General features: G+C 56.4%; 21 protein-coding genes, 4 tRNA genes and 1 riboswitch. Of the genes, 11 read left to right on the forward strand and 14 right to left on the reverse strand.

Going from position 1 to position 21253, the window contains the following annotated elements; all coding sequences use genetic code 11:
• The first annotated feature begins 53 nt into the window (after window positions 1-53).
• Window positions 54-1907: an ABC transporter ATP-binding protein gene (locus tag H8S56_RS09345; protein WP_187518479.1), complete on the forward strand. Its 1854-nt coding sequence runs from the start codon at window positions 54-56 to the stop codon at window positions 1905-1907.
• A 59-nt stretch (window positions 1908-1966) separates the two neighbouring features.
• Here H8S56_RS09345 and H8S56_RS09350 read toward each other — a convergent pair whose 3' ends face one another.
• Window positions 1967-2524: a GNAT family N-acetyltransferase gene (locus H8S56_RS09350; protein ID WP_187518480.1), complete on the reverse strand. Its 558-nt coding sequence runs from the start codon at window positions 2522-2524 to the stop codon at window positions 1967-1969.
• Window positions 2525-2661: 137 nt separating this feature from the next.
• The gene (locus H8S56_RS09355) at window positions 2662-3588 is read right to left on the reverse strand and encodes a transcriptional regulator GcvA (RefSeq protein ID WP_187518481.1); all 927 of its coding nucleotides are present in this window, start codon (window positions 3586-3588) and stop codon (window positions 2662-2664) included.
• A 139-nt stretch (window positions 3589-3727) separates the two neighbouring features.
• Here H8S56_RS09355 and H8S56_RS09360 point away from each other — a divergent pair, with 139 nt between their 5' ends.
• The 5 genes from H8S56_RS09360 to H8S56_RS09380 all read left to right on the forward strand — a co-directional run bounded on the left by H8S56_RS09360 (window position 3728) and on the right by H8S56_RS09380 (window position 6706).
• Window positions 3728-4210 carry a PLP-dependent aminotransferase family protein gene (locus H8S56_RS09360; protein WP_187518482.1) on the forward strand — a complete coding sequence of 161 codons (483 nt, stop codon included), beginning with the start codon at window positions 3728-3730 and terminating at the stop codon, window positions 4208-4210.
• A gap of 185 nt (window positions 4211-4395) precedes the next feature.
• Entirely contained in the window at window positions 4396-5007 is a 612-nt protein-coding gene (gene gstA / locus H8S56_RS09365) for a glutathione transferase GstA (RefSeq protein ID WP_187518483.1), read from the forward strand.
• A 64-nt stretch (window positions 5008-5071) separates the two neighbouring features.
• Window positions 5072-5443, forward strand: a complete 372-nt coding sequence (locus H8S56_RS09370; protein ID WP_187518484.1) for a Rid family hydrolase — start codon at window positions 5072-5074, stop codon at window positions 5441-5443.
• A complete protein-coding gene (locus H8S56_RS09375; protein ID WP_187518485.1) occupies window positions 5433-5837 on the forward strand; it encodes a nuclear transport factor 2 family protein in 405 nt (134 codons plus the stop codon). Before H8S56_RS09370 ends, H8S56_RS09375 begins: the two co-directional genes overlap by 11 nt.
• 410 nt (window positions 5838-6247) lie before the next feature.
• Window positions 6248-6706, forward strand: coding sequence for a thiol-disulfide oxidoreductase DCC family protein (locus H8S56_RS09380; RefSeq protein ID WP_187518486.1), 459 nt, complete (start codon window positions 6248-6250; stop codon window positions 6704-6706).
• 87 nt (window positions 6707-6793) lie between these two features.
• On the opposite strand, the gene H8S56_RS09385 is transcribed toward H8S56_RS09380, so the two are convergent.
• Window positions 6794-7321: a hypothetical protein gene (locus tag H8S56_RS09385; RefSeq protein WP_187518487.1), complete on the reverse strand. Its 528-nt coding sequence runs from the start codon at window positions 7319-7321 to the stop codon at window positions 6794-6796.
• A 546-nt stretch (window positions 7322-7867) separates the two neighbouring features.
• Window positions 7868-7944: transfer RNA gene (locus H8S56_RS09390), tRNA-Arg, on the reverse strand.
• 316 nt (window positions 7945-8260) lie between these two features.
• On the opposite strand from H8S56_RS09390, the gene H8S56_RS09395 reads away from it, so the two are divergent.
• The 3 genes from H8S56_RS09395 (at window position 8261) to H8S56_RS09405 (ending at window position 9545) form a co-directional block, all read left to right on the forward strand.
• Entirely contained in the window at window positions 8261-8500 is a 240-nt protein-coding gene (locus H8S56_RS09395; protein WP_187518488.1) for a hypothetical protein, read from the forward strand.
• Window positions 8501-8538: 38 nt separating this feature from the next.
• Window positions 8539-8724 (forward strand): PA3371 family protein, encoded by a 186-nt coding sequence (locus H8S56_RS09400; RefSeq protein ID WP_187518489.1) that lies wholly within the window; start codon window positions 8539-8541, stop codon window positions 8722-8724.
• Between the two features lie 494 nt (window positions 8725-9218).
• Entirely contained in the window at window positions 9219-9545 is a 327-nt protein-coding gene (locus H8S56_RS09405; protein ID WP_024688426.1) for an Arc family DNA-binding protein, read from the forward strand.
• 157 nt (window positions 9546-9702) lie between these two features.
• Here H8S56_RS09405 and mgtE read toward each other — a convergent pair whose 3' ends face one another.
• Entirely contained in the window at window positions 9703-11145 is a 1443-nt protein-coding gene (mgtE, locus tag H8S56_RS09410) for a magnesium transporter (RefSeq protein ID WP_024688425.1), read from the reverse strand.
• Between the two features lie 323 nt (window positions 11146-11468).
• Here mgtE and bamE point away from each other — a divergent pair, with 323 nt between their 5' ends.
• Complete coding sequence (bamE, locus tag H8S56_RS09415) at window positions 11469-11963, forward strand: outer membrane protein assembly factor BamE domain-containing protein (protein WP_187518558.1); 495 nt, start codon at window positions 11469-11471, stop codon at window positions 11961-11963.
• 43 nt (window positions 11964-12006) lie between these two features.
• Here the strand turns inward: bamE and H8S56_RS09420 are convergent.
• The 7 genes from H8S56_RS09420 to ltaE all read right to left on the reverse strand — a co-directional run bounded on the left by H8S56_RS09420 (window position 12007) and on the right by ltaE (window position 17968).
• Window positions 12007-12083, reverse strand: a tRNA-Arg gene (locus tag H8S56_RS09420).
• An 87-nt stretch (window positions 12084-12170) separates the two neighbouring features.
• Window positions 12171-12247: transfer RNA gene (locus H8S56_RS09425), tRNA-Arg, on the reverse strand.
• A gap of 108 nt (window positions 12248-12355) precedes the next feature.
• Window positions 12356-12446: transfer RNA gene (locus H8S56_RS09430), tRNA-Ser, on the reverse strand.
• A gap of 62 nt (window positions 12447-12508) precedes the next feature.
• Complete coding sequence (gene csrA / locus H8S56_RS09435) at window positions 12509-12697, reverse strand: carbon storage regulator CsrA (protein ID WP_002554426.1); 189 nt, start codon at window positions 12695-12697, stop codon at window positions 12509-12511.
• A 171-nt stretch (window positions 12698-12868) separates the two neighbouring features.
• On the reverse strand, window positions 12869-14101 hold the full coding sequence (locus H8S56_RS09440; protein WP_024689188.1) for an aspartate kinase: 1233 nt from the start codon (window positions 14099-14101) through the stop codon (window positions 12869-12871).
• Between the two features lie 93 nt (window positions 14102-14194).
• Window positions 14195-16819 (reverse strand): alanine--tRNA ligase, encoded by a 2625-nt coding sequence (gene alaS / locus H8S56_RS09445; RefSeq protein WP_187518490.1) that lies wholly within the window; start codon window positions 16817-16819, stop codon window positions 14195-14197.
• Between the two features lie 144 nt (window positions 16820-16963).
• Window positions 16964-17968 (reverse strand): low-specificity L-threonine aldolase, encoded by a 1005-nt coding sequence (gene ltaE / locus H8S56_RS09450; protein WP_024689186.1) that lies wholly within the window; start codon window positions 17966-17968, stop codon window positions 16964-16966.
• A gap of 207 nt (window positions 17969-18175) precedes the next feature.
• Window positions 18176-18343: riboswitch (FMN riboswitch) on the forward strand.
• 126 nt (window positions 18344-18469) lie between these two features.
• On the opposite strand from ltaE, the gene H8S56_RS09455 reads away from it, so the two are divergent.
• Window positions 18470-18982 carry a 6,7-dimethyl-8-ribityllumazine synthase gene (locus H8S56_RS09455; RefSeq protein WP_024689185.1) on the forward strand — a complete coding sequence of 171 codons (513 nt, stop codon included), beginning with the start codon at window positions 18470-18472 and terminating at the stop codon, window positions 18980-18982.
• 57 nt (window positions 18983-19039) lie between these two features.
• Here the strand turns inward: H8S56_RS09455 and arfB are convergent, their stop codons facing one another.
• Both arfB and H8S56_RS09465 read right to left on the reverse strand, forming a co-directional pair.
• Window positions 19040-19453, reverse strand: a complete 414-nt coding sequence (gene arfB, locus H8S56_RS09460) for an alternative ribosome rescue aminoacyl-tRNA hydrolase ArfB (RefSeq protein ID WP_004884324.1) — start codon at window positions 19451-19453, stop codon at window positions 19040-19042.
• 114 nt (window positions 19454-19567) lie between these two features.
• Window positions 19568-20977: an amino acid permease gene (locus H8S56_RS09465; protein WP_024689183.1), complete on the reverse strand. Its 1410-nt coding sequence runs from the start codon at window positions 20975-20977 to the stop codon at window positions 19568-19570.
• Window positions 20978-21253: the final 276 nt, after the last annotated feature.

The following is a 21253-nucleotide window of genomic DNA, read 5'->3' on the forward strand; positions in this document are numbered from 1 at the left end:
GGCCGTGTGAGTCATGGAAGGATCGCCTTAACTGATTCCGATGGAGACTGCTGATGCTTCAGGCATTTGAAAAACGACTTGACCCTTTTCCACCGGACGAGGCACCGCCGCCGCCTGAAGGTCTGGTGAAATTCCTCTGGGCCTGCACACGGGGTGCTCGTGGTTACGTCCTCGCGTTGGCGGTACTGAGTGCCAGCGTCTCGATTTACGAAGCCTGGCTGTTTTCGTTCCTCGGGCAGGTCGTGGACCTGCTCTCGACCTGGCAGGCAGGTGGTGAGGCAGGCGAGCAGGAAAGTCGAGTGCTGTGGGGCATCGGTCTGATTCTGCTGACCAGCATCGGGCTGGTAGCGTTAAGGACCATGGTTCAGCATCAGGTCCTGGCGATCAACCTGCCGCTGCGGCTGCGCTGGGATTTCCATCGATTGATGCTGCGCCAAAGCCTCTCGTTCTTTTCCGACGAGTTCTCCGGCCGGGTCACGACCAAAGTGATGCAGACGGCGCTGTCCGTGCGTGAGGTGCTGTTCACGCTGATCGAGATAGCCCCCGGAATTGGCGTGTATTTCATTGCAATCATCGCGCTGGCGGGCGGCTTCGACCTGAAACTGATGCTGCCTTTCATTGCGTGGATCGTACTGTTCGGGCTGGCCATGCTGTATTTCGTGCCCCGTCTGGGGAAAGTCGGCCAGGAACAGGCCAACGCGCGGTCATCGATGACCGGACGTGTTTCGGACGCCTACACCAACATCACCACGGTAAAACTGTTCTCCCACTCCAAACGTGAAGCGCACTTCGCACGCGCAGCCATGGAAGACTTCAAGCAAACCGGCTTTCGCCAGATGCGTCTGGTCAGCCAGTTCGAGATCGTCAATCAGGCCCTGGTGGTCGCACTGATCATGGGCGCTGGCGGCTATGCCCTGCACCTCTGGCACCAGGGCGAAGTCGGTACTGGTGCGGTGGCGGCGATTACCGCGATGGCACTGCGGGTCAATGGCATGTCGCACTGGATAATGTGGCAGATGACCTCACTGTTCGAGAACATCGGCACCGTACAGGACGGCATGGAAACCCTGACGCAAGGCCCCAAGGTGCAAGATGCGCCGGACGCGGGTGTGCTGGCCACTTCCGGCGGCGCGGTGACCTTCGACAACGTGAGCTTCAACTACAACGGCGAGCGTCAGGTGCTCGACGGTCTTGATTTGCATATTCGTGCCGGCGAGAAAATTGGCCTGGTGGGCCGTTCCGGTGCAGGCAAGTCCACGCTCATCAACCTGCTGCTGCGCTTCTATGACGTGGACAGCGGCCAGATTCGCGTTGATGGGCAGAACATCGCGCACGTCACCCAGGACAGTCTGCGCAGCGCTATCGGCATGGTGACTCAGGATACGTCCCTGCTGCACCGCTCAATTCGCGAAAATATCGCCTACGGCCGGCCCGATGCGACAGATGAGCAGATCCGCAGCGCAGCGGCCAACGCTCAGGCAGACGGTTTTATCAGCCAACTAAGCGACAAGCAGGGTCACTCTGGTTACAACACGCTGGTGGGCGAGCGAGGCATCAAGCTGTCGGGCGGCCAGCGCCAACGTATCGCGATTGCCCGGGTGATGCTCAAGAACGCGCCCATCCTTCTGCTGGACGAAGCCACCAGCGCGCTGGATTCGGAAGTCGAAGTCGCCATCCAGGAAAGCCTCGACGACATGATGCAAGGCAAGACAGTGATCGCCATCGCCCACCGGCTGTCCACCATCGCGGCCATGGACCGGCTCATCGTCATGGATGACGGGCGCATCATCGAGCAAGGCACTCACAGCGAATTGCTTCAGAAGAACGGAACCTATGCGCGGCTGTGGCAGCACCAGAGTGGTGGTTTTCTGGGAGAAGATCAGGGTGTGGCAGAGGTGATGGACTAGGCGTGAGGCGAGCCGAGCGCTTCAAAGGCGACCTGCCGTCTGGCGACACGCCAGCGGCATTAAGTCGCATTGTCTTGAAGCTGCTCGGCATAAGCAGTCTTACCTCGACACCCTGAACGCTCCATCATCTTATGGGTGCCCGACTGCCCTGTGACAACGAAACCGGCACCCGTGAAGAAACGCTCATCCTTGCAGTCAAGCTTGATCGTGGAGTAATGACGTGCAAGTTCGTCCAACATCCTGACGAGAAGACCTTGACGGCGAAACGCCTGGTGGACGACAACAAAACGAACGTCACAGCTATCAGGCGGTTCAATCAGTCGGTCGGCGTATAAAAAACCGGCCACTCGCCCCGTCTGCAGGTCCTGAGAAAGAATCAGTGAGGTGGGAGGGAAGTTCATGGGGGTCTTGATTTGGCACTGGGTTCTTTGCAGCAGCTGGCTAAGCCTCAACTCCCAGCGCTCCCTCGCCCCGGCCAATCGTTGCGCAGGCTCATCTTCGTCAATCCGATAGGCATCAACGAAATGGGCCACACCCAGGCTGATAATTTGCTCCAACTGCGTGTCTTCAAGCAGTTGGCTGACAAGTCCCACCTTAAAGCCCTGACCGTTTCCCATCCTCTACACTTCCCTTCCAGTCCAGACGCAAACTGAATGGATACCACACATCTCCCTTCGTCATGAAGGGCTTGGGCGTAAGGTTGTTATCGAGAAACAAGAACGTGATGGATAGATGCCCATGCAAAACGCAAAGCTTAGTCAAGGCGTTCGGAAACCGGCGCAGATTCAGCGCTTTGCACCAGATCGATCAGCCAGGTCCGAAATGCCACAACTTTATTCGAGTTGGCAATTTCCAACGGCGTCACAAGGTAGAAACCTAGATCGGACTTCAACTTGAGGTTAAACGGCGCCACCAGTCTCCCAGCCCTCAAATCGTCATCGACGTAGGTCGAGCGACCGATGCACACCCCCAATCCGTCGATGGCAGCCTGCACCGCCATCATTGCCAGATCGAAGGTCAGCCGCGTGCCTTCGGCGAGTTTCTTCGGTTGCCCTGCCGCGCTCAACCACATGTTCCAGTCATTGCTGGTCATGCCGCTGACCTGCAACAGCGTTTGATTGGCCAGATCGACCGGGCTTTTCAAGGCGTTGGGACCCGTCAGCAGCTTAGGGTTGCACACAGGAAAGATCTCGTCGGACATGAGCCAATCCACACGCAAGCCTTTCCAGTCGCCGAAACCGTAGCGGATCGCGGCGTCAATCCCGCCCTTGCGGAAGTCGACGAGTTCGGTTGATGCGGTGACTCGCACATCGATATTGGGAAACGCATTCTGAAACGAGGCCAGGCGCGGTAGCAGCCATTTGGAGGCCAGGGAGACCAGGGTGCTGATGGTCAATACGCTGTTGTTGGTCGATTCGAGCAGCATTTCCGTGGAATAGCGCAACTCGTGAAACGCCGAGCGAATACCGGGCAAATACGCGTGACCTTCAGTAGTCAGCGCCAGACCATCCTTGAGCCGCAGAAACAGGCGAACGCCCAGTTCATCTTCAAGTCGGCGGATCTGATGGCTGATGGCCGTCTGCGTGACATTAAGCTCCTCGGCGGCCTTAGTAAAACTCATATGGCGAGCAGCAGATTCAAACGCTTTCAATCCATTGAGAGAGGGAATTCTGGCAACCATAAGGTTTCGTAATGCTCATGAGATTTTGTCATAAGGTAGCAGTCAATTAGTCCTTTGCAAAATGTTTCAGCGATCTTGGATCCTAGCGTCGTTCTCAAGCTGCAACGGCTTGAAACGCCCCTCATAGGATGAGATTGCAATGAACGACGCAGCAGAAATCAATAACGGCCTGGACAATAAAGCGCCACAACTGAAAGCCCGCAATGCATCGAGAATGGATGAAATCAGTCGTCCGCATTTCGACGCCGCGTATGAAAAAGGTCTGATGGGGGTTTCCTGCCGAGTGCTCGACAACCGCCGCATAGAAATTGCTACCAGCGGCAAGGAAGTGATCGACTACACCCGCTGCGGTTACCTCAACCTGGACGCCCACCCAAAAGTGCTCGCCGCCGCCAAGGCCTCAATGGATGAAATCCCGTCGGCGCACTTTTCGGTAGCCCGCACACGCCTTTCCGCCGAGCCACTGGTACGCCTGGAACACACCCTCGCCAAGCTATTCGATGTAAACGGCGTGGTGGTGTTCCCGACCGTGGCCGCCGCCAACATGGGCGCCCTGCCGCTGCTGGCCTGTTCACCAACAATGAAATTCGCAAGTCGACCCTCGGCAGCGATATCCCGGTGACAGTTCTCAGTACTGAAGCGAAAGTCGCCTGAATGAACATAAGAGAACCTAATGATGCATGCATAAGATCGTAATTTTACCCATCGATGACATGACACCACTATGTCTGGAACGAGGTTCACAGCCGTTTCAGGCTTGGAACGGCAATACGTTCGGGTACGCGTTACCCGCTTATAGGAGATACCATGAAATTGTACTTTGCCCCAATGACCTGCTCCCTGTCGCCACACATCGTGCTGCGTGAACTGGGCCTGCCTTTCGAACTGATCCGAGTCAACAACAAGACCAAAGCCACGGCCGACAGTCGTGACTTCCGCGACATCAACCCAAAGGGTTACGTCGCCGCGCTAGTGCTGGATAACGGCCAAGTGCTGACTGAAGGACCAGCCATCGTCCAGTACCTGGCCGATCGGGTTCCGGGCAATTCGCTGGCGCCGGCCAACGGCACCTGGGAACGCACTCGTCTGCAGGAACTGCTGAACTTCATCACCTCGGAAATTCATGGCGGCAGCGCACCGCTGTTCAATGCCGAGATCCCTGAGCCCACCAAGGAAATCTTCCGGCAGAAGCTGTTCAAGCGCCTGGACTACCTGAACACAGGCCTGGTGAACAAAGATTACCTGCTGGGCGTCTTCGGCCTGGCCGATGCCTACCTGTTCACCGTGCTCAAGTGGCTGCCGTTCTTCAATATCGACGTCAAGAACTGGCCGGAACTGGCGTCGTTCATGGGGCGTATGGAAGCACGTCCAAGCGTGCAGGCCGCCATCGCTGCAGAAGAGGCGACGCAGCCGGTTTAATCATGGATGACAGAAGCTGGTCGATGCTGGCTTCTGCGTTACTTCAACCGGGATGAAGCTCCCTATGCAGACAATTGAACGCGTCCCAAGCGGCCACGCAGGACGTAGCCGTTCCTGCGCCTACGCCGATATCGTTTACACCGTGGCAACGTCCGCGGACACCTCACTGGACATCGTCGGCCAGACTCACCAGGCACTCGCCGCGTTGAGCACCAGCCTTGAAGGCCTTGGCTCCCACGCTTCGCGCATGCTGTCGGCTCAGGTGCTACTGGCAGACATGGGCAGCAAATCCACAGTCGATGAAATCTGGGCCCGATGGATCGGCGACAATCCCCAGCACTGGCCCCAACGCGCCTGCTACGGCGTCGATCTGGGCGGCAAACTTCTGATTGAAATCATCGTCACTGCGGCGCGAGGAACGGCTAATGACGCATAACGATCAGATCGACCTGGTCATTCGGACCTGCGAGGCACAACGCACTGCGGCCATGCTCGGCGGTCATCTGGATATCTTCAGCTACCTGTTCCACCCGGACCTGACCTACATCCACGCCAGCGGTGTGGTGGACGATCTCAAGAGCTATCTTGAAAAATGCCGCTCTCGGGAGTTCATTTATCACACCCTCAAGCATCAAATTGACAAAGTGACTCGTGTGGGTGAACTGGCGATCGCGTTTGGCGAGATGTCCACCACCGTCACCTCCGCAGGCGTGCGAAAACATCTGCACAACCGAACGCTCACGGCGTGGAGAAAAACTGATGAGCAATGGCAACTGCTGGTCTATCAAGCGACGCCGCTCAAGCCAGCCATGGTGCTTGAGGCAACGTGAGCGATTCGGCGTACGCCGGCGCTCAATCACGTAAAACAAAAAAGCCCTGTACACGTCTGGCGTGCAGGGCTGATTTCTTTTTGTCCAGACGGCTACCACGGCATAGGCGGTAATTACGCAAAAATGCTCGGTGCTCGTGTGCGCAAGCCGGACTACCTCCTTGACGTGTCTAAATCGTTGGCTGAAGCGCACGCTCATCAGCGGAGCCGGATGGCTCAGAGTTGCTCTGAAATCGAGGCTGTTGGCGGACGTCGTATTTATTACCTCCAGCCAGGCTATATAAGCCAGAATAGTCTGGTAAACATCCAGGCCGTCCTGGTTCACAAGATAAAGGCGCACCGAGCCGCACTGCCAGCGTTGACCTGGTTTCTTGAGAATATCTGTTGAAAACCAATATGGGACAATGACTGATGCACGAGACAATAAAGTGGCCTCTAACGCTCTACTTCGATGGTAACTGCCCGCTCTGCGCTCGAGAAATCAAAATCCTGCGTGCACGTGCTGAGCCCAGCCGCCTGCACTTCGTTGATATCAGCGATGAGGCCTTTGATGCCAAGTCCGTTGGATTCACGCTCGCACAAATGGAATCAGCACTCCACGCCCGGTTTGACGATGGAACCTGGGTCACAGGCCTGGACGCAACGCTCTGGAGCTGGCGAGCAGCGGGTCTCGGTGCCTGGGCTGCACCCTTGTCATGGCGATTGACAAGGCCGCTTCTCAACATCGGCTATCGCCTCTTCTGTCGCTGGCGTCCGCACCTGGCATGGTTGCCTCATCCTGATGGCAGCGCTCGCTGTCAGCGCGACAGCTGCGTACTCCCCGAAACAGACCATGCTTCGAAAGACCGGCGACCGTCAGATAGACGCTAGGGTCTCGCTGGACATTGTCGATCACTCGCTAGTCCGGCCATTCAGCCTGTTTGCAGGAAGACGTGCCACCACCCGTTAATCAGCAACCTAGGGACAAGGATTAAAAACTTCGGTTATATCAAGTGATGTATGCCAAGGGATCGCAGTCCCTCGCACTGTCCCGCCTACGATTCGCTGCCGACCGGTTTTGCGCACATACCCACCATCCATTCCCGTGAAGACGAGCTGCCCTCGCCTCGTCAGATAATCAAAGAAACTGATTTGCACAGGCAAATTCGTTTGTCCGCCTGAAGTGATGACTGTAAGCATGACGGCTCGGTCATTGGTGAATACATAGAATGGTTCGACGCCCGTGCGACCGGTAATTGTTTTCACGCACTGCACCTGCTCGGGAAGAATGCGAGCCGTTTCAGTGTAGGTGTGGTTGCTATAAAGGCTGAGGATCAGGCCTTTGCTGGTCAAAACGCCCAGGCCCTGCGTGACGACGCAATTCCCTTCGCTCCCATATGGGAACAAACACCAATTGGTTTCAGATACGGCCTGGATGTCAGAGGGTTCAAGCTTCAGATCCCGCTGGATCTGGGCTTTTGCTTCCGGCGTGTCGTAGGGGATCATCACGCATCCACCAAGGGTCGCCGCAGCGATGAGACCTATGGCCGCAGCTAGATATCGGAATAGTAATCTGAAGGTAACCATTGGTCGCTCTCCCTACCGTGCCACCACCACTGGAATGCCGTGGCAATTTTTGCGGGACGAAACTTAAGGCATTGTCGACTCGCAGTCACGCCTTTCGGCGCCAGTGAGCAGCTGCTTATAGCACCTGAATGAGCGTTTACGACAGGCCAGACACTTGAGCGAGGGAGCTTTTGGCCTCCTAGGATATTCTCGATGGGGTCAGATGTGCAGGAATAAATCTATGTCGATCAGTGATATCGCGAGGTGATTAAAGCAAGCGAAGCACGTTGTAATTTTCACGGATTCTGCAGCATCAGCATAAGCGAAGAGCGGCATACCTACTTTCAGCAATGCATTGGCTGGGCTTTGGGAACGATAGAGTGATTGGAAAGCGGATAGCTCAATTCTCAAAGTATTGAGAAGTGGGGACCAGGGAGTAAACCAACGAGAATCAGGCAAAAGAATGCGCTGAATCTTTGATTAATATGGTGTCCCAGGCGGGGTTCGAACCTGCAACCTTCCCCTTAGGAGGGGGATGCTCTATCCAATTGAGCTACTGAGACACACGTGCCAGCACACCGATTGGTGCCAGCGAGGACGGCGAGCATCTTAACGATCTGAGGCGGTTTTGTCATGTCGTCATTGTCCGCCAGCCGCGTAGTCCCGGTCCGAAGGATAAGGCCTCTGCAGACTGATCATGCAAATTGCACTACCCCAAAAAGCCATCATTGCAAAACGCAAGAGACGAGCTTTTTTAAACATGCCTAAGCCATTGTTTTTAAAGAGTATTTATACAAGTTTTAGTTGGCATGCAGACTGCATTATCAGTATCAAGCGAACCACTCCTCCCTTCGGATGTCCGGGCACAGGTACTGACAAATGAACATGACCCTCTCAGTGTTGAATGCAGCCGCTCTGGTAGCCCTCATTGCGTTTCATTTTCAGGACACGGGCGTCAAGAACGATCAGATGAGCGTGCAGACTGAAGTTCATCAGTCTCTGAGCCATGCACCTCAGCTCGCAGTCATGACTGACAGAAGCGCCAGCGCGGCTATGCTGACCAACGACGCGCAGGAGTTTCTTCAGACGCCACGCGAAGACCAGCGCTGGGTTTTCTGAAGACGTCACACATAGCCCACCTTCACGAGAGAGTAGCCATGTCGAAATCCGCTTTGTCATTCCTGATCCTGGCATTTATGGCAGTTGCCGTTGATCTGCTTCTTCCCACTCAGGCACAAATGTTGAGTATTGCGTCAAAACTCGCCGCTGGTCTCTTCGGCAGCTTGTTCGTTGTCGCCTTGATAGTAGGACGTCGCTTCAAGTTCGATCCGGTCCTGCGCTGAGCCCTGCTTTGAAAACTGCATCCTGCTGATGGTTGTACTGGTCGGCGAGGCTTTCAACGCCTTCTGACTGGGTCATCGGCCCTCGCATTAACCGCCCTGCACCTCCCCCGCTTCACCCTCTCGTCCCTATCAGTCAAATCGTCCGCCTGGTAGCACGCCCGTCGGCGCACATTCGTATTCCACCCGCTTAGCATCTACGCTGCACACAGATAGCCATGATGGCAAAAAGCAGTCAGGCGGGAAGCCCTGCTATCAGTTGAACGGTTTTGATTATTTTTACACTTCCGTCCGCAATTCTGATAATTGGTGCTGGCTAAACGCCTTTATCTGAGTCAATATTTGTCACAGATTTGACGCCAAGGAATCGACGCAATAGGGGATGATGCTACCCCTTCGACACGCGGTGGAACATTTGTCCAAAATGACGGTCTCATGATCACAATCTTGCGGCCACTTGTTGAAACCGCTTCCCCCTGAACTAACCGGTTAAATATATGAGCCCTATGAAACAGGCTATTTATTCCAGCCGCACGGCTGATAAGTTCGTTGTTCGCCTACCAGACGGCATGCGTAATCGTGTGCAAGAGGTAGCCAAGAATCATCACCGCAGCATGAACTCTGAGATCATCGCTCGCCTCGAACAAAGCCTGATTCAGGAAGGTGCCCTTGGCGATGAGCCAAGCCTGCGTCTTGACAGTCCTGAGCTGTCCTTGCACGAACGTGAGCTGCTGCAACGCTTTCGTCAGCTTTCACACAGGCAGCAAAATGCCCTGGTGTCGCTGATTGCCCACGACACGGAACTCGCTTCAGAAGCGTCGTGACAGTTAGCAGAGAGTCTTACAAGGCCAGCGCAAGCTGGCCTTTTTTTGTTCCAGGATCCTGCCTTAGTTGTTGTAGGAAACATCGTCACACCATCTAAACCTGGTCCTGGAGGACAAAAAAAAACCGCCCATCAGGCGGTTTTTTTGTTGCAGTCCCCTAAAGAAGAAAGATGGTCGCAAGCCCCAAAAAGATAAAGAACCCACCGCTGTCGGTCATCGCCGTAATCATGACGCTTGCGCCCATTGCCGGATCTCGACCCAACTTGACCAATGCCATCGGGATGGAAACCCCCATCAGCGCAGCCAGTAAAAGGTTAAGAGTCATGGCTGCGGTCATCACCACGCCAAGCGACCAACTGCCATACAGCAGGTAGGCCACCACTCCGATCACCCCACCCCATATCAACCCGTTGATAAGGCCGACTGCCAGCTCCTTGCGCAGCAGCCGCGAGGTATTGCCCACATTGACCTGATCAAGCGCCATGGCGCGAACGATCATGGTGATCGTCTGGTTGCCAGAGTTACCGCCAATACCTGCCACGATAGGCATCAACGCCGCCAGGGCGACGAGCTTTTCTATCGAGCCTTCAAACAGGCCGATCACACGTGAGGCCAGGAAAGCGGTGATCAGATTGACCGCCAGCCACGCCCAACGGTTACGCAGCGAGCGCCAGACCGAAGCGAAGATATCTTCTTCTTCACGCAAACCCGCCATGTTGAGGACTTCGCTTTCGCTCTCCTCACGAATCAGGTCGACCATTTCGTCGATGGTCAGACGGCCGATCAGCTTGCCGTTCTTATCCACGACAGGCGTGGAGATAAGGTCGTAACGCTCGAAGGCTTGGGCCGCATCATAGGCGTCATCTTCCGGATGAAAGCTGACCGGGTCGTTGGCCATGACTTCGCCAACCTTTTTTTCCGGGTCGTTGACCAGCAGTCGCTTGATCGGCAAGACACCCTTGAGCACACCGTCGATGTCGACGACGAACAGTTTGTCGGTGTGACCGGGCAGCTCCTTGAGCCGGCGCAGGTAGCGCAGGACGACTTCCAGGCTGACATCCTCACGGATGGTCACCATCTCGAAGTCCATCAGTGCGCCGACCTGGTCCTCGTCGTAGGACAGCGCAGAGCGGACGCGTTCACGCTGCTGCGAATCCAGAGCTTCCATCAGCTCATGAACCACATCACGCGGCAGTTCAGGGGCCAGGTCGGCGAGCTCGTCGGCGTCCATATCCCGGGCGGCTGCGAGCAGCTCGTGATCGTCCATGTCGGCGATCAGGGTTTCACGAACGGAATCCGACACTTCCAGAAGAATGTCGCCGTCGCGCTCGGCCTTGACCAGCTGCCAGACAGAGAGACGGTCTTCAAGAGGAAGTGCTTCAAGAATGTAGGCGACGTCGGCGGAGTGAAGGTCATCGAGCTTGCGCTGCAGCTCGACAAGGTTCTGCCGGTGAACCAGATTTTCTACGCGATCCTGATGCTGACCTTCCTGGCGATGAGTCAGGTCTTCAACGATACGCTGGCGCTGCAGCAGCTCGATAACTTGAGCAAGACGATCCTGCAAGCTTTCCTGCGTTTTTTTGACTTCTCTTTCGGTCATAGGCGAACTCCACTCCCAGCAGCGGAGCACGCCGGGGAGATCAATCAGTTAATTCATGATTGTTGATACAAACTATTGAGTAACTACTGGGTAAGTCCATGGAGGTATTCCACAAGCCCCGGCGGGGCTGACGGGCGCAATGATACACCGCTTTGAGCGGATCGCACGCGAGAAATTCAGCCTGGAACAGGCGCTTGCAACGCAAACTTCAAACGTTCTGCGAGCCAACAGGAGTTCGACGTCACATTCAGCCAAGAAAACACGTTAGCCCTGATGAAGGACCACCATTAGGCTGTCACGATCGCCGTCTGAAGGACCTGACCATGCGCATCACCACTCATGTTTCGTTATGGAGCGCCCTGCTCCTCCTGCCCCTGATTACCGAGGCCAACACCGTGCAGCGCTGTGAAGATACCGCTGGCAATGTCACGTTCACCACATTGAGCTGCCCCGACGGACACAGCCGCCAACTGCAACGCGCCTTTAATGCGCCGCCAGGGAGCACGCAAGGCTTGATGCCGCCATCTAAAGAGATCAATGAATCCCGAAGAGCTCGAGCGCCAAACAAGGAAGTCGTCATCGTCGGTCAGCGTGAAGACGGTTGCGGCAATCGGTTGAGCGCCGACCAGCGTCGGCAAGCCATCATCAATCAACGCACGCCACCCGGAATGACCCGTCGCGATGTCGAAAGCCTTCTGGGCCGACCCGATCGAGTCACTAACACTAACGGCGAACTGCGTTACGTGTATCAACAGAAGAAAGGCCGTAGCCATACAGTGACGTTTGATCAGGACGGATGCGTGAAAGGAAAACGCTAGAAAGCAAAAAGCCCACATCTTTCGATGTGGGCTTTTTGGTGTTTGGTGCACTCGACAGGATTCGAACCTGTGACCGCTCGGTTCGTAGCCGAGTACTCTATCCAGCTGAGCTACGAGTGCATTGGTGTTTTTAGACCAGATCACCTCTGGTTGAAGCCAGTCAACTTCAACGCTGTAATTACTTACAACCTTGAAACCAACCTTAAATGGTGCACTCGACAGGATTCGAACCTGTGACCGCTCGGTTCGTAGCCGAGTACTCTATCCAGCTGAGCTACGAGTGCAGTGTTGAAGCCGCGCATTATAGGTCGTTAGATTCTTTTGTCAAGCACTTTTTCTAGTAAATTCAACAACTTACAGATCAAGCCAAATCTAACGCACTACACAAATAATGGCGGAGAACGGGGGATTCGAACCCCCGACACCCTTTTGAGGTGTACTCCCTTAGCAGGGGAGCGCCTTCGGCCACTCGGCCAGCTCTCCGCAACACGGGGCGTATAATAACCACCCTTTTCCCCGTTTGCAAACCAAAAATTCAATAAAAATTAATGGCTTGGTTCTTCGTCCTTCTCTTTCTTGATCCGCAGGTAAATCTCTTCACGATGAACCGCGACTTCCTTGGGCGCATTGACACCAATACGCACCTGATTACCCTTTACGCCCAGCACGGTCACAGTGATTTCACCATCACCTATGATCAGGCTTTCTGCGCACCGACGAGTCAGAATCAGCATACTTTTCTCCTTACGCATTCATTCAGGGACAACAGTCTGCACAACCAGTAGGCAAAGCCCGCAGCATCAAAGCCTGCGAACATGGCCGAGTATCGACTAACGCAAAGAAAAGAACAGCCTTTCTGCGCAGCTCTCAGTACGTGCAGCAAGGCCGCACGCACCGAAGACAGATCACTCGCCCTGTCGAGCAGCATCCAGTTCAAACGCCGTGTGCAGTGCGCGCACCGCCAACTCCAGGTACTTCTCTTCGATCACCACGGACACCTTGATTTCCGAGGTGGAGATCATCTGGATATTGATGCTCTCCTTGGCCAGCGCTTCGAACATGCGGCTAGCAACGCCTGCATGGGAACGCATGCCCACGCCAACGATGGAGACCTTGGCAATCTTGGTATCGCCGGACACTTCACGTGCGCCGATTTCACGCGCTGTCGTCTCAAGCACCTGAAGTGCTGCCTGATAGTCATTGCGGTGAATAGTGAAGGTGAAATCGGTGGTGTTATCGTGCGCCACATTCTGCACGATCATGTCGACTTCAATGTTTGCCGCGCTGATCGGGCCGAGAATCTTGAACGCCACACCCGGAGTGTCTGGCACGCCACGGATCGTCAGCTTGGCTTCATCGCGGTTGAAAGCGATGCCGGAAATGATCGGCTGTTCCATGGATTCCTCTTCATCGATGGTAATGAGGGTGCCCGGACCCTCTTTGAAGCTGTGCAAAACGCGCAGCGGGACATTGTATTTGCCGGCGAACTCAACCGCCCGGATCTGCAGCACCTTGGAACCAAGGCTGGCCATTTCCAGCATTTCTTCAAAGGTGATCTTGTCCAGACGCTGTGCTTGCGAGACCACACGCGGATCGGTGGTGTAAACACCATCGACATCGGTGTAGATCTGGCACTCATCGGCTTTCAAGGCCGCCGCCAGCGCGACGCCGGTCGTGTCGGAACCGCCACGGCCCAGTGTCGTGATGTTGCCGTTCTCGTCGACGCCCTGGAAACCGGCCACCACCACCACACGACCTTCTTTCAGGTCGTTGCGGATTTTCTGGTCGTCGATCTGCAGAATGCGCGCCTTGTTGTGCGCGCTGTCAGTGAGAATGCGCACCTGATTGCCGGTGTAGGACACCGCAGGCACACCACGCTTCATCAGCGCCATGGCCAGCAAGGCAATGGTGACCTGCTCGCCAGTGGACACGATCACGTCCAGCTCACGTGGAACCGGTTGATCGCTGATCTGCCGGGCCAGGTCGATAAGACGATTGGTTTCGCCGCTCATGGCCGACAGCACGACCACCAGGTCATCGCCCGCCTCGCGGAATTTCTTGACCTTGTCGGCCACCTGCTCGATGCGCTCAATTGAGCCCACAGAGGTGCCGCCAAATTTCTGTACGATTAAAGCCATCTCAAAGCCGCCTCAGAACCCGTTAAGAGCACCCATAAACAGACGAGTCCGCATATCAGGCCTGCCTTACGCAGACAGGCCTGCGAACCCGATTCAGATACCCTGCTCTACAAAAGGAACAGTCAGTGCCAGCGCAGCATCCAGCGCACCTGCATCGACACCCCCACCTTGAGCCATATCAGGACGGCCGCCGCCTTTGCCACCTACCGCTGCGGCCGCTTGCTTCATCAAATCACCGGCTTTGAGTTGGCCAGTCAGGTCCTTGGTCACGCCTGCAACCAAGACAACCTTGTCTTCATGAACACTGCCGAGCAGGATCACTGCGCGGCCGAGCTTGTTCTTCAACTGATCGACAAGCGCCAACAGCGCCTTGCCGTCCTGACCATCCAGGCGTGTGGCCAGAACCTTGACACCCTTGACATCCAGCGCGGCAGACGACAGGTCGTCGCCCGCAGCACTGGCAGCCTTGGCCTGAAGCTGTTCCAGTTGTTTTTCCAGCAGACGATTGCGCTCAAGAACAGCCGTCAGTTTATCCAGCAGGTTGTCGCGATTGCCTTTGACCAGTGTCGCAGCTTCCTTGAGCTGATCTTCAGCCGAATTCAGCCATTCCAGCGCCGCAGCACCCGTGACCGCTTCAATACGACGAACGCCTGCAGCAACACCGCCCTCGCTGACAATCTTCAGCAGCGAGATGTCGCCGGTGCGATTGGCGTGGATACCGCCGCACAGCTCGACGGAGAAATCACCGCCCATGCTCAGCACGCGCACACTATCACCATACTTCTCGCCGAACAGCGCCATCGCGCCGCGCTTCTTGGCAGTGTCGACGTCGGTCTCTTCGGTCACGACCGGCGTGTTCTTGCGGATTTCAGCGTTGACGATGTCTTCCAGCGCGCGCAACTGCTCGGGCTTGATCGCTTCAAAGTGGCTGAAGTCAAAGCGCAGACGCTGACTGTCGACCAGCGAGCCTTTCTGCTGAACATGATCGCCCAGCACCTGGCGCAAGGCTGCGTGCAGCAAGTGCGTGGCAGAGTGGTTCAGCGCAGTTGCCTGACGAACGTCGGCCGACACCTGGGTTTCAACCTGCGCGCCGACGGTCAGACTGCCACCGGCCACGACACCATGGTGCAGGAAAGCGCCACCGGTCTTGGTCGTGTCGCGCACATCGAAACGCACGCCGCCCGCTTCCAGGAAACCGCTGTCACCAATCTGGCCGCCGGACTCTGCGTAGAACGGCGTGGTGTCGAGGATCACGACGCCCTCTTCGCCTTCGTTCAACTGCTGAACGGACTGACCGTCCTTGTACAGCGCGACAACGCTGGCGCTGCCAGTTGTCTCCGAGTAACCGGTGAACAGGGTTGCCGCGTCGACCTTGACCAGGCTGTTGTAGTCCATGCCGAACGAACTGGCCGAACGGGCGCGCACACGCTGGGCATCCATCTCACGCTCGAAGCCTGCTTCGTCCAGCGTCAGGTTGCGCTCGCGGGCGATATCGCCGGTCAGGTCCATCGGGAAACCGTAGGTGTCGTAAAGCTTGAACACCACTTCACCCGGCACGACAGAACCCTGAAGCTCAGCCAGGTCCTGCTCGAGGATTTTCAGACCTTGCTCAAGCGTCTTGGCGAACTGCTCTTCTTCAGCTTTCAGTACGCGCTCGATATGCGCCTGCTGCTGAACCAGTTCAGGAAACGCATCGCCCATCTCGGCAACCAGCGCAGCCACGATCTGATAGAAAAAGCTGCCCTTGGCGCCCAGCTTGTTACCGTGACGGCAGGCGCGACGAATGATGCGGCGCAGCACGTAGCCACGACCTTCATTGGAAGGCAGTACGCCATCGGCAATCAGGAAACCGCACGAACGAATATGGTCAGCCACGACCTTCAGCGACGCCTGGGCGTCATTGGTGCAACCGATGGCCTTCGCCGAAGCGGTCAGCAGGCTCTGGAACAGATCGATTTCATAGTTGGAGTGAACGTGTTGCAGCACCGCACTCACGCGCTCAAGGCCCATACCGGTGTCGACCGATGGCGCTGGCAGCGGGTGCAGCACGCCGTCGGCCGTACGGTTGAACTGCATGAACACGTTGTTCCAGATCTCGATGTAACGATCGCCGTCTTCTTCCGGCGAGCCTGGAGGACCGCCCCAGATTTCCGGACCGTGATCAAAGAAGATCTCGCTGCAGGGGCCGCAAGGACCGGTGTCGCCCATGGTCCAGAAGTTGTCGGACGCATAGGGCGCGCCTTTGTTGTCGCCAATGCGAACCATGCGCTCGGCAGGCACGCCGATTTCCTTGGTCCAGATGTCGTAGGCCTCATCGTCAGTGGCGTAGACCGTGACCCAGAGTTTTTCCTTGGGCAGGTTCAGCCATTTATCGGAGGTCAGAAACGTCCAGGCGTAGGTGATGGCGTCACGCTTGAAATAGTCACCGAAGCTGAAGTTGCCCAGCATTTCGAAGAAGGTGTGATGACGGGCGGTGTAGCCGACGTTTTCCAGGTCGTTGTGCTTACCACCGGCACGCACGCATTTCTGGCTGGTGACCGCTCGGGTGTAGGCACGTTTTTCCTGACCCAGGAAACAATCCTTGAACTGGTTCATACCTGCGTTAGTGAACAGCAGGGTTGGGTCATTGCCCGGAATCAAGGAGCTGGAGGCAACACGTGTGTGGCCCTGCTCTTCGAAGAAGCCAAGGAAGGCTTCACGGATTTCTGCGCTTTTCATAGGTTCTTCCACGGAGACTGCGGCCAGAGGCAAGTGCAAAACGTCAGATGACGTAGCGACGGCAAAGGGCCGCATTATATAGGCGTTGCGCCCTCGGTACAGTGTGTTTGTACGATAGAAACAAGTAACTGGACTATTGGCACGTCATTGACGTGTGAACTCGGCAAATGCACTGATCACTTCCTCGACCTGTGCTCGGGAAACGTTCAGGTGCAACACCATCCGCAAACGCGGGGCTGCCACGAGTTGAATGCCGCGCGCGGCACAGAATGCCTTAAGCGATCCGGCGCGCTCACCAACAGCCACGTACACCATATTGGTCTGCACCGGCTCTACACCATAGCCCAGCGCTGCCAGCCCTTCAGCCAGAAACGCTGCATTGGCGTGATCCTGAGTCAGTCGCTCGACCTGATGATCCAGCGCATACAGCCCGGCGGCTGCCAGACTACCGGCCTGACGCATACCGCCGCCGACCATCTTGCGCAAACGACGCGCCTTGGCGATCAGTTCATGGGAGCCGCAGAGTACCGAACCCACCGGCGCGCCCAGCCCTTTGGACAGGCAGATGGAAACGGAATCGAAATAACCCGCGATCTCCCGCGCATCGACGCCGAGCTTTACCGCCGCGTTGTACAACCGCGCGCCGTCCAGGTGCAGGGCCAGGCCTTTTTCCAGCGTCAGGGCTCGCGCGGCGGCCAGGTAGGACAGCGGCAGCACCTTACCCTGCATCGTGTTTTCCAGCGCCAGCAGACGAGTGCGGGCGAAGTGAAAGTCATCGGCCTTGATTGCGTCGCTCACCTGTTGCAAGTCCAGCGAGCCGTCGGGCTGAACGTCCAGCGGTTGCGGCTGAATCGAGCCGAGCACCGCCGCACCTCCGCCCTCGTATTTATAGGTGTGCGCCTGCTGGCCAACGATGTATTCATCGCCCCGCTCACAGTGAGCCATCAACGCGAGCAGGTTGCTCATAGTGCCGGACGGCACGAACAGCGCAGCGGCGAAGCCCAGGCGCTCGGCCAGAGTAGCTTCGAGCAGGTTGACGGTCGGGTCTTCTCCATACACGTCATCGCCGACGGGTGCTCGCGCCATGGCATCGAGCATGCCAGCCGTTGGCAGTGTCACTGTGTCGCTGCGCAGATCGATGACCGTCACGAAAAACTCCCTGAATTCGAGGAACGATTAAGCAACCCTGTGGCTGCAACAAGGCATTACTAAGGCCGTGGCACATGATAATCAAGCCCTGTCGCCCTCGATACTCCACTGCTTTATACGAAAAAGGTAGGTTCACCGTACGAAAGTGTCCATGCATGACCCAAAGAACTGTGATAAAAATCCCGCGCCGGCCACGAGATGTGTCGGCAACGTTCTCAGGGCGGGGCGTAATTCCCCACCGGCGGTAATGATGCGCAATGCGTCTAGCCCGCGAGCGCTTGAGGGCTGGCAGCCTTGGCTGACGACCCGCAAGGTCAGCAGACCCGGTGTGATTCCGGGGCCGACGGTCATAGTCCGGATGAAGAGAGAGCGGGAGTGGCGTCTACAAGAACGTCTGCAAAACCCCATCTTGAACGACTCGGTTCAAGAGGTTTTCCTACGCGACTAGAATCCCTTTCGATCCAAATGCCCTGTTTTTTCTATAAACAGGAGTCAGAACACGTGCAACCCACTGCAATCGACAGCAAAAGCAAAAGTCATCCAAACGAGCGCGTTGCGTTTATCCAGGCCTGCTGGCACAAAGAGATCGTCGATCAGAGCCGTAAAGGTTTTGTCGCCGAAATGGCCCACCACGGCTACGCCGAGAGCGACATCGACTTCTTTGAAGTAGGTGGCGCATTCGAAATCCCGCTGCACGCCAAACTGCTGGCCAATTCAGGCCGTTACGCCGGTATCGTCGGCGCTGCACTGGTGGTGGACGGTGGCATCTATCGCCACGAGTTCGTTGCGCAGTCGGTGGTCAGCGCATTGATGCAGGTCCAGCTGGAAACCGAAGTGCCGGTATTCTCCGTGGTGCTGACGCCGCATCACTTCCATGCTGGTGAAGAGCATCAGAAGTTCTTCTTCGATCACTTCGTGCACAAAGGCGAAGAAGCGGCCAAGACGTGTGCCGACACCCTTAACAAGGTGCGCGCTCTGCGTCGTCACGAGCTTCAGCAGAAAGCTGCTCGCTGACCCGGTGAGGATGAGGCTGCACTGACTGCCCTGCGCATCAGATGCGGCCTCGTTCGATCAGAAGTCCACTTTCCCCCGCCCTGCCTTTATCGAACCCCGCTTGCTCTTGGACTCCAGTCTGCGAGTCTTTGAACCCAGGGTTGGCCGCGTCGGCCTGCGCTTTTTCTCGACCTTCGCGGCATTGACGATCAACTCGCTCAGCCTCAATAACGCATCGGCCCGGTTCTGCTCCTGCGTACGGTACTGTTGCGCCTTGATCACGATCACCCCATCACTGGTAATCCGACTGTCGCTCAGCGCCAGCAACCGCTCTTTATAGAAAGGCGGCAACGACGATGCGTGAATGTCGAAACGCAAATGCATGGCACTGGAGACCTTGTTGACGTTCTGCCCACCCGCGCCCTGGGCACGAATGGCAGTCAACTCGATTTCGGTGTCCGGCAAATGAACGTTGTTGGAAATCACCAGCATGAAGACATCTACACACAATCCGAATGAACGCCAAGGATACGCCGCTCGTAGCCGCCGTGCATGGCTCGTATGAAGAACCCGGCCTCATGAGCCGGGTTCTTCAAGGGTTTGGCATTACTTGACCGAGGCGGACGCCACCATAAGATCGCGTCGATTCTTGATCCGGTAGCAGAGCCACATGGCAGCCAGCCAGACCGGTATCGCATAGACCGATACCTGAATGCCGGGAATCATCAGCATGATGCCCAGAATGAACACCACGAACGCCAGGCACACGTAATTGCCATACGGATACCACAGGGCCTTGAACAGCGGGACCTGTTGCGTGCGGTTCAGGTGTTGACGGAATTTCAGGTGCGAGTAACTGATCATTGCCCAGTTGATGACCAGCGTGGCCACCACCAGCGACATCAGCAACTCCAGCGCATGCTGCGGAACGAAGTAGTTGAGCAACACCGCCACCAGCGTCACCGCCGCCGAGGCGAAGATCGCCTTGACCGGCACACCGCGTTTGTCCACCTGTGCAAGCCCTTTGGGCGCGTCGCCCTGCTCGGCCATGCCGACCAGCATGCGGCTGTTGCAGTAGGTGCCGCTGTTGTAGACCGATAACGCCGCAGTCAAAACAACGAAATTGAGAATGTGCGCAGCGGTGTCACTGCCCAGCATCGAGAACACCTGTACGAACGGGCTGCCGCTGTAGGAATCGCCCGAGGCATTAAGACTGGTCAGCAGACTATCCCAAGGGGTGAGCGAGAGCAGCACCACCAATGCGCCGATGTAGAAAATCAGAATGCGGTAGATGACCTGATTGATGGCTTTCGGAATAACCGTCTTCGGCTGTTCTGCCTCAGCCGCGGTAAAGCCAAGCATTTCCAGACCACCAAATGAAAACATGATGATCGCCAGCGCCATCACCAGACCGCTGACCCCATTGGGGAAGAATCCGCCGTGCTCCCAGAGGTTGCTGACCGACGCCTGCGGTCCGCCGCTGCCACTGACCAGCATGTAGCTGCCCAGCGCAATCATGCCGATGATCGCAACCACCTTGATGATCGCAAACCAGAACTCGGTCTCGCCGAACACTTTGACGTTGGCCAGGTTGATGACGTTGATGAGCACGAAGAAGGCTGCAGCCGAGACCCAGCTCGGAATATCGGGCAACCAGTAATGGATGTATTTGCCGACGGCCGTCAGTTCCGACATGCCGACCAGAATGTACAGCAACCAGCAGTTCCAACCGGACAGGAAACCGGCAAAGCCGCCCCAGTAGTTGTGCGCGAAATGGCTGAACGACCCGGCCACCGGCTCTTCGACGATCATTTCGCCCAACTGGCGCATGATCATGAAGGCGATGAAGCCGCAGATTGCGTAACCGAGAATCATCGACGGCCCGGCCGATTTCAACACACCAGCCGAGCCCAGGAACAGGCCCGTTCCAATAGCGCCGCCAAGGGCGATCAGCTGGATGTGCCGATTCTTCAGACCACGCTTCAACTCGCCAGACGCTGAGTTTTGTTCACTCATCAAAAGCCACCTGATTGTTCTTGTTCTGTGACGGATAGGACCCGTTGCGCTCGTGACGCAACGGAATGCAGCGCTCAGAACGGGTAGCCCCGAGCGTTTTCAAACAACAGTGATTCACAGAAAAAAGCGCGGCATTGTACACCGGCCTCCACATCGGGGTTTAAAAGAGACGAGCAGACGTGACGGGCTGTTTACTCAACCCTGACGCAGGATGAAAAACATCCGTAAACAGAAACGCCAGCCGCAAGGGGCTGGCGTTTCCGTTTATTCACACAC

The organism is Pseudomonas triticifolii, assembly GCF_014358015.1.
In the GTDB taxonomy this organism is placed as follows: Bacteria; Pseudomonadota; Gammaproteobacteria; order Pseudomonadales; family Pseudomonadaceae; genus Aquipseudomonas; species Aquipseudomonas triticifolii.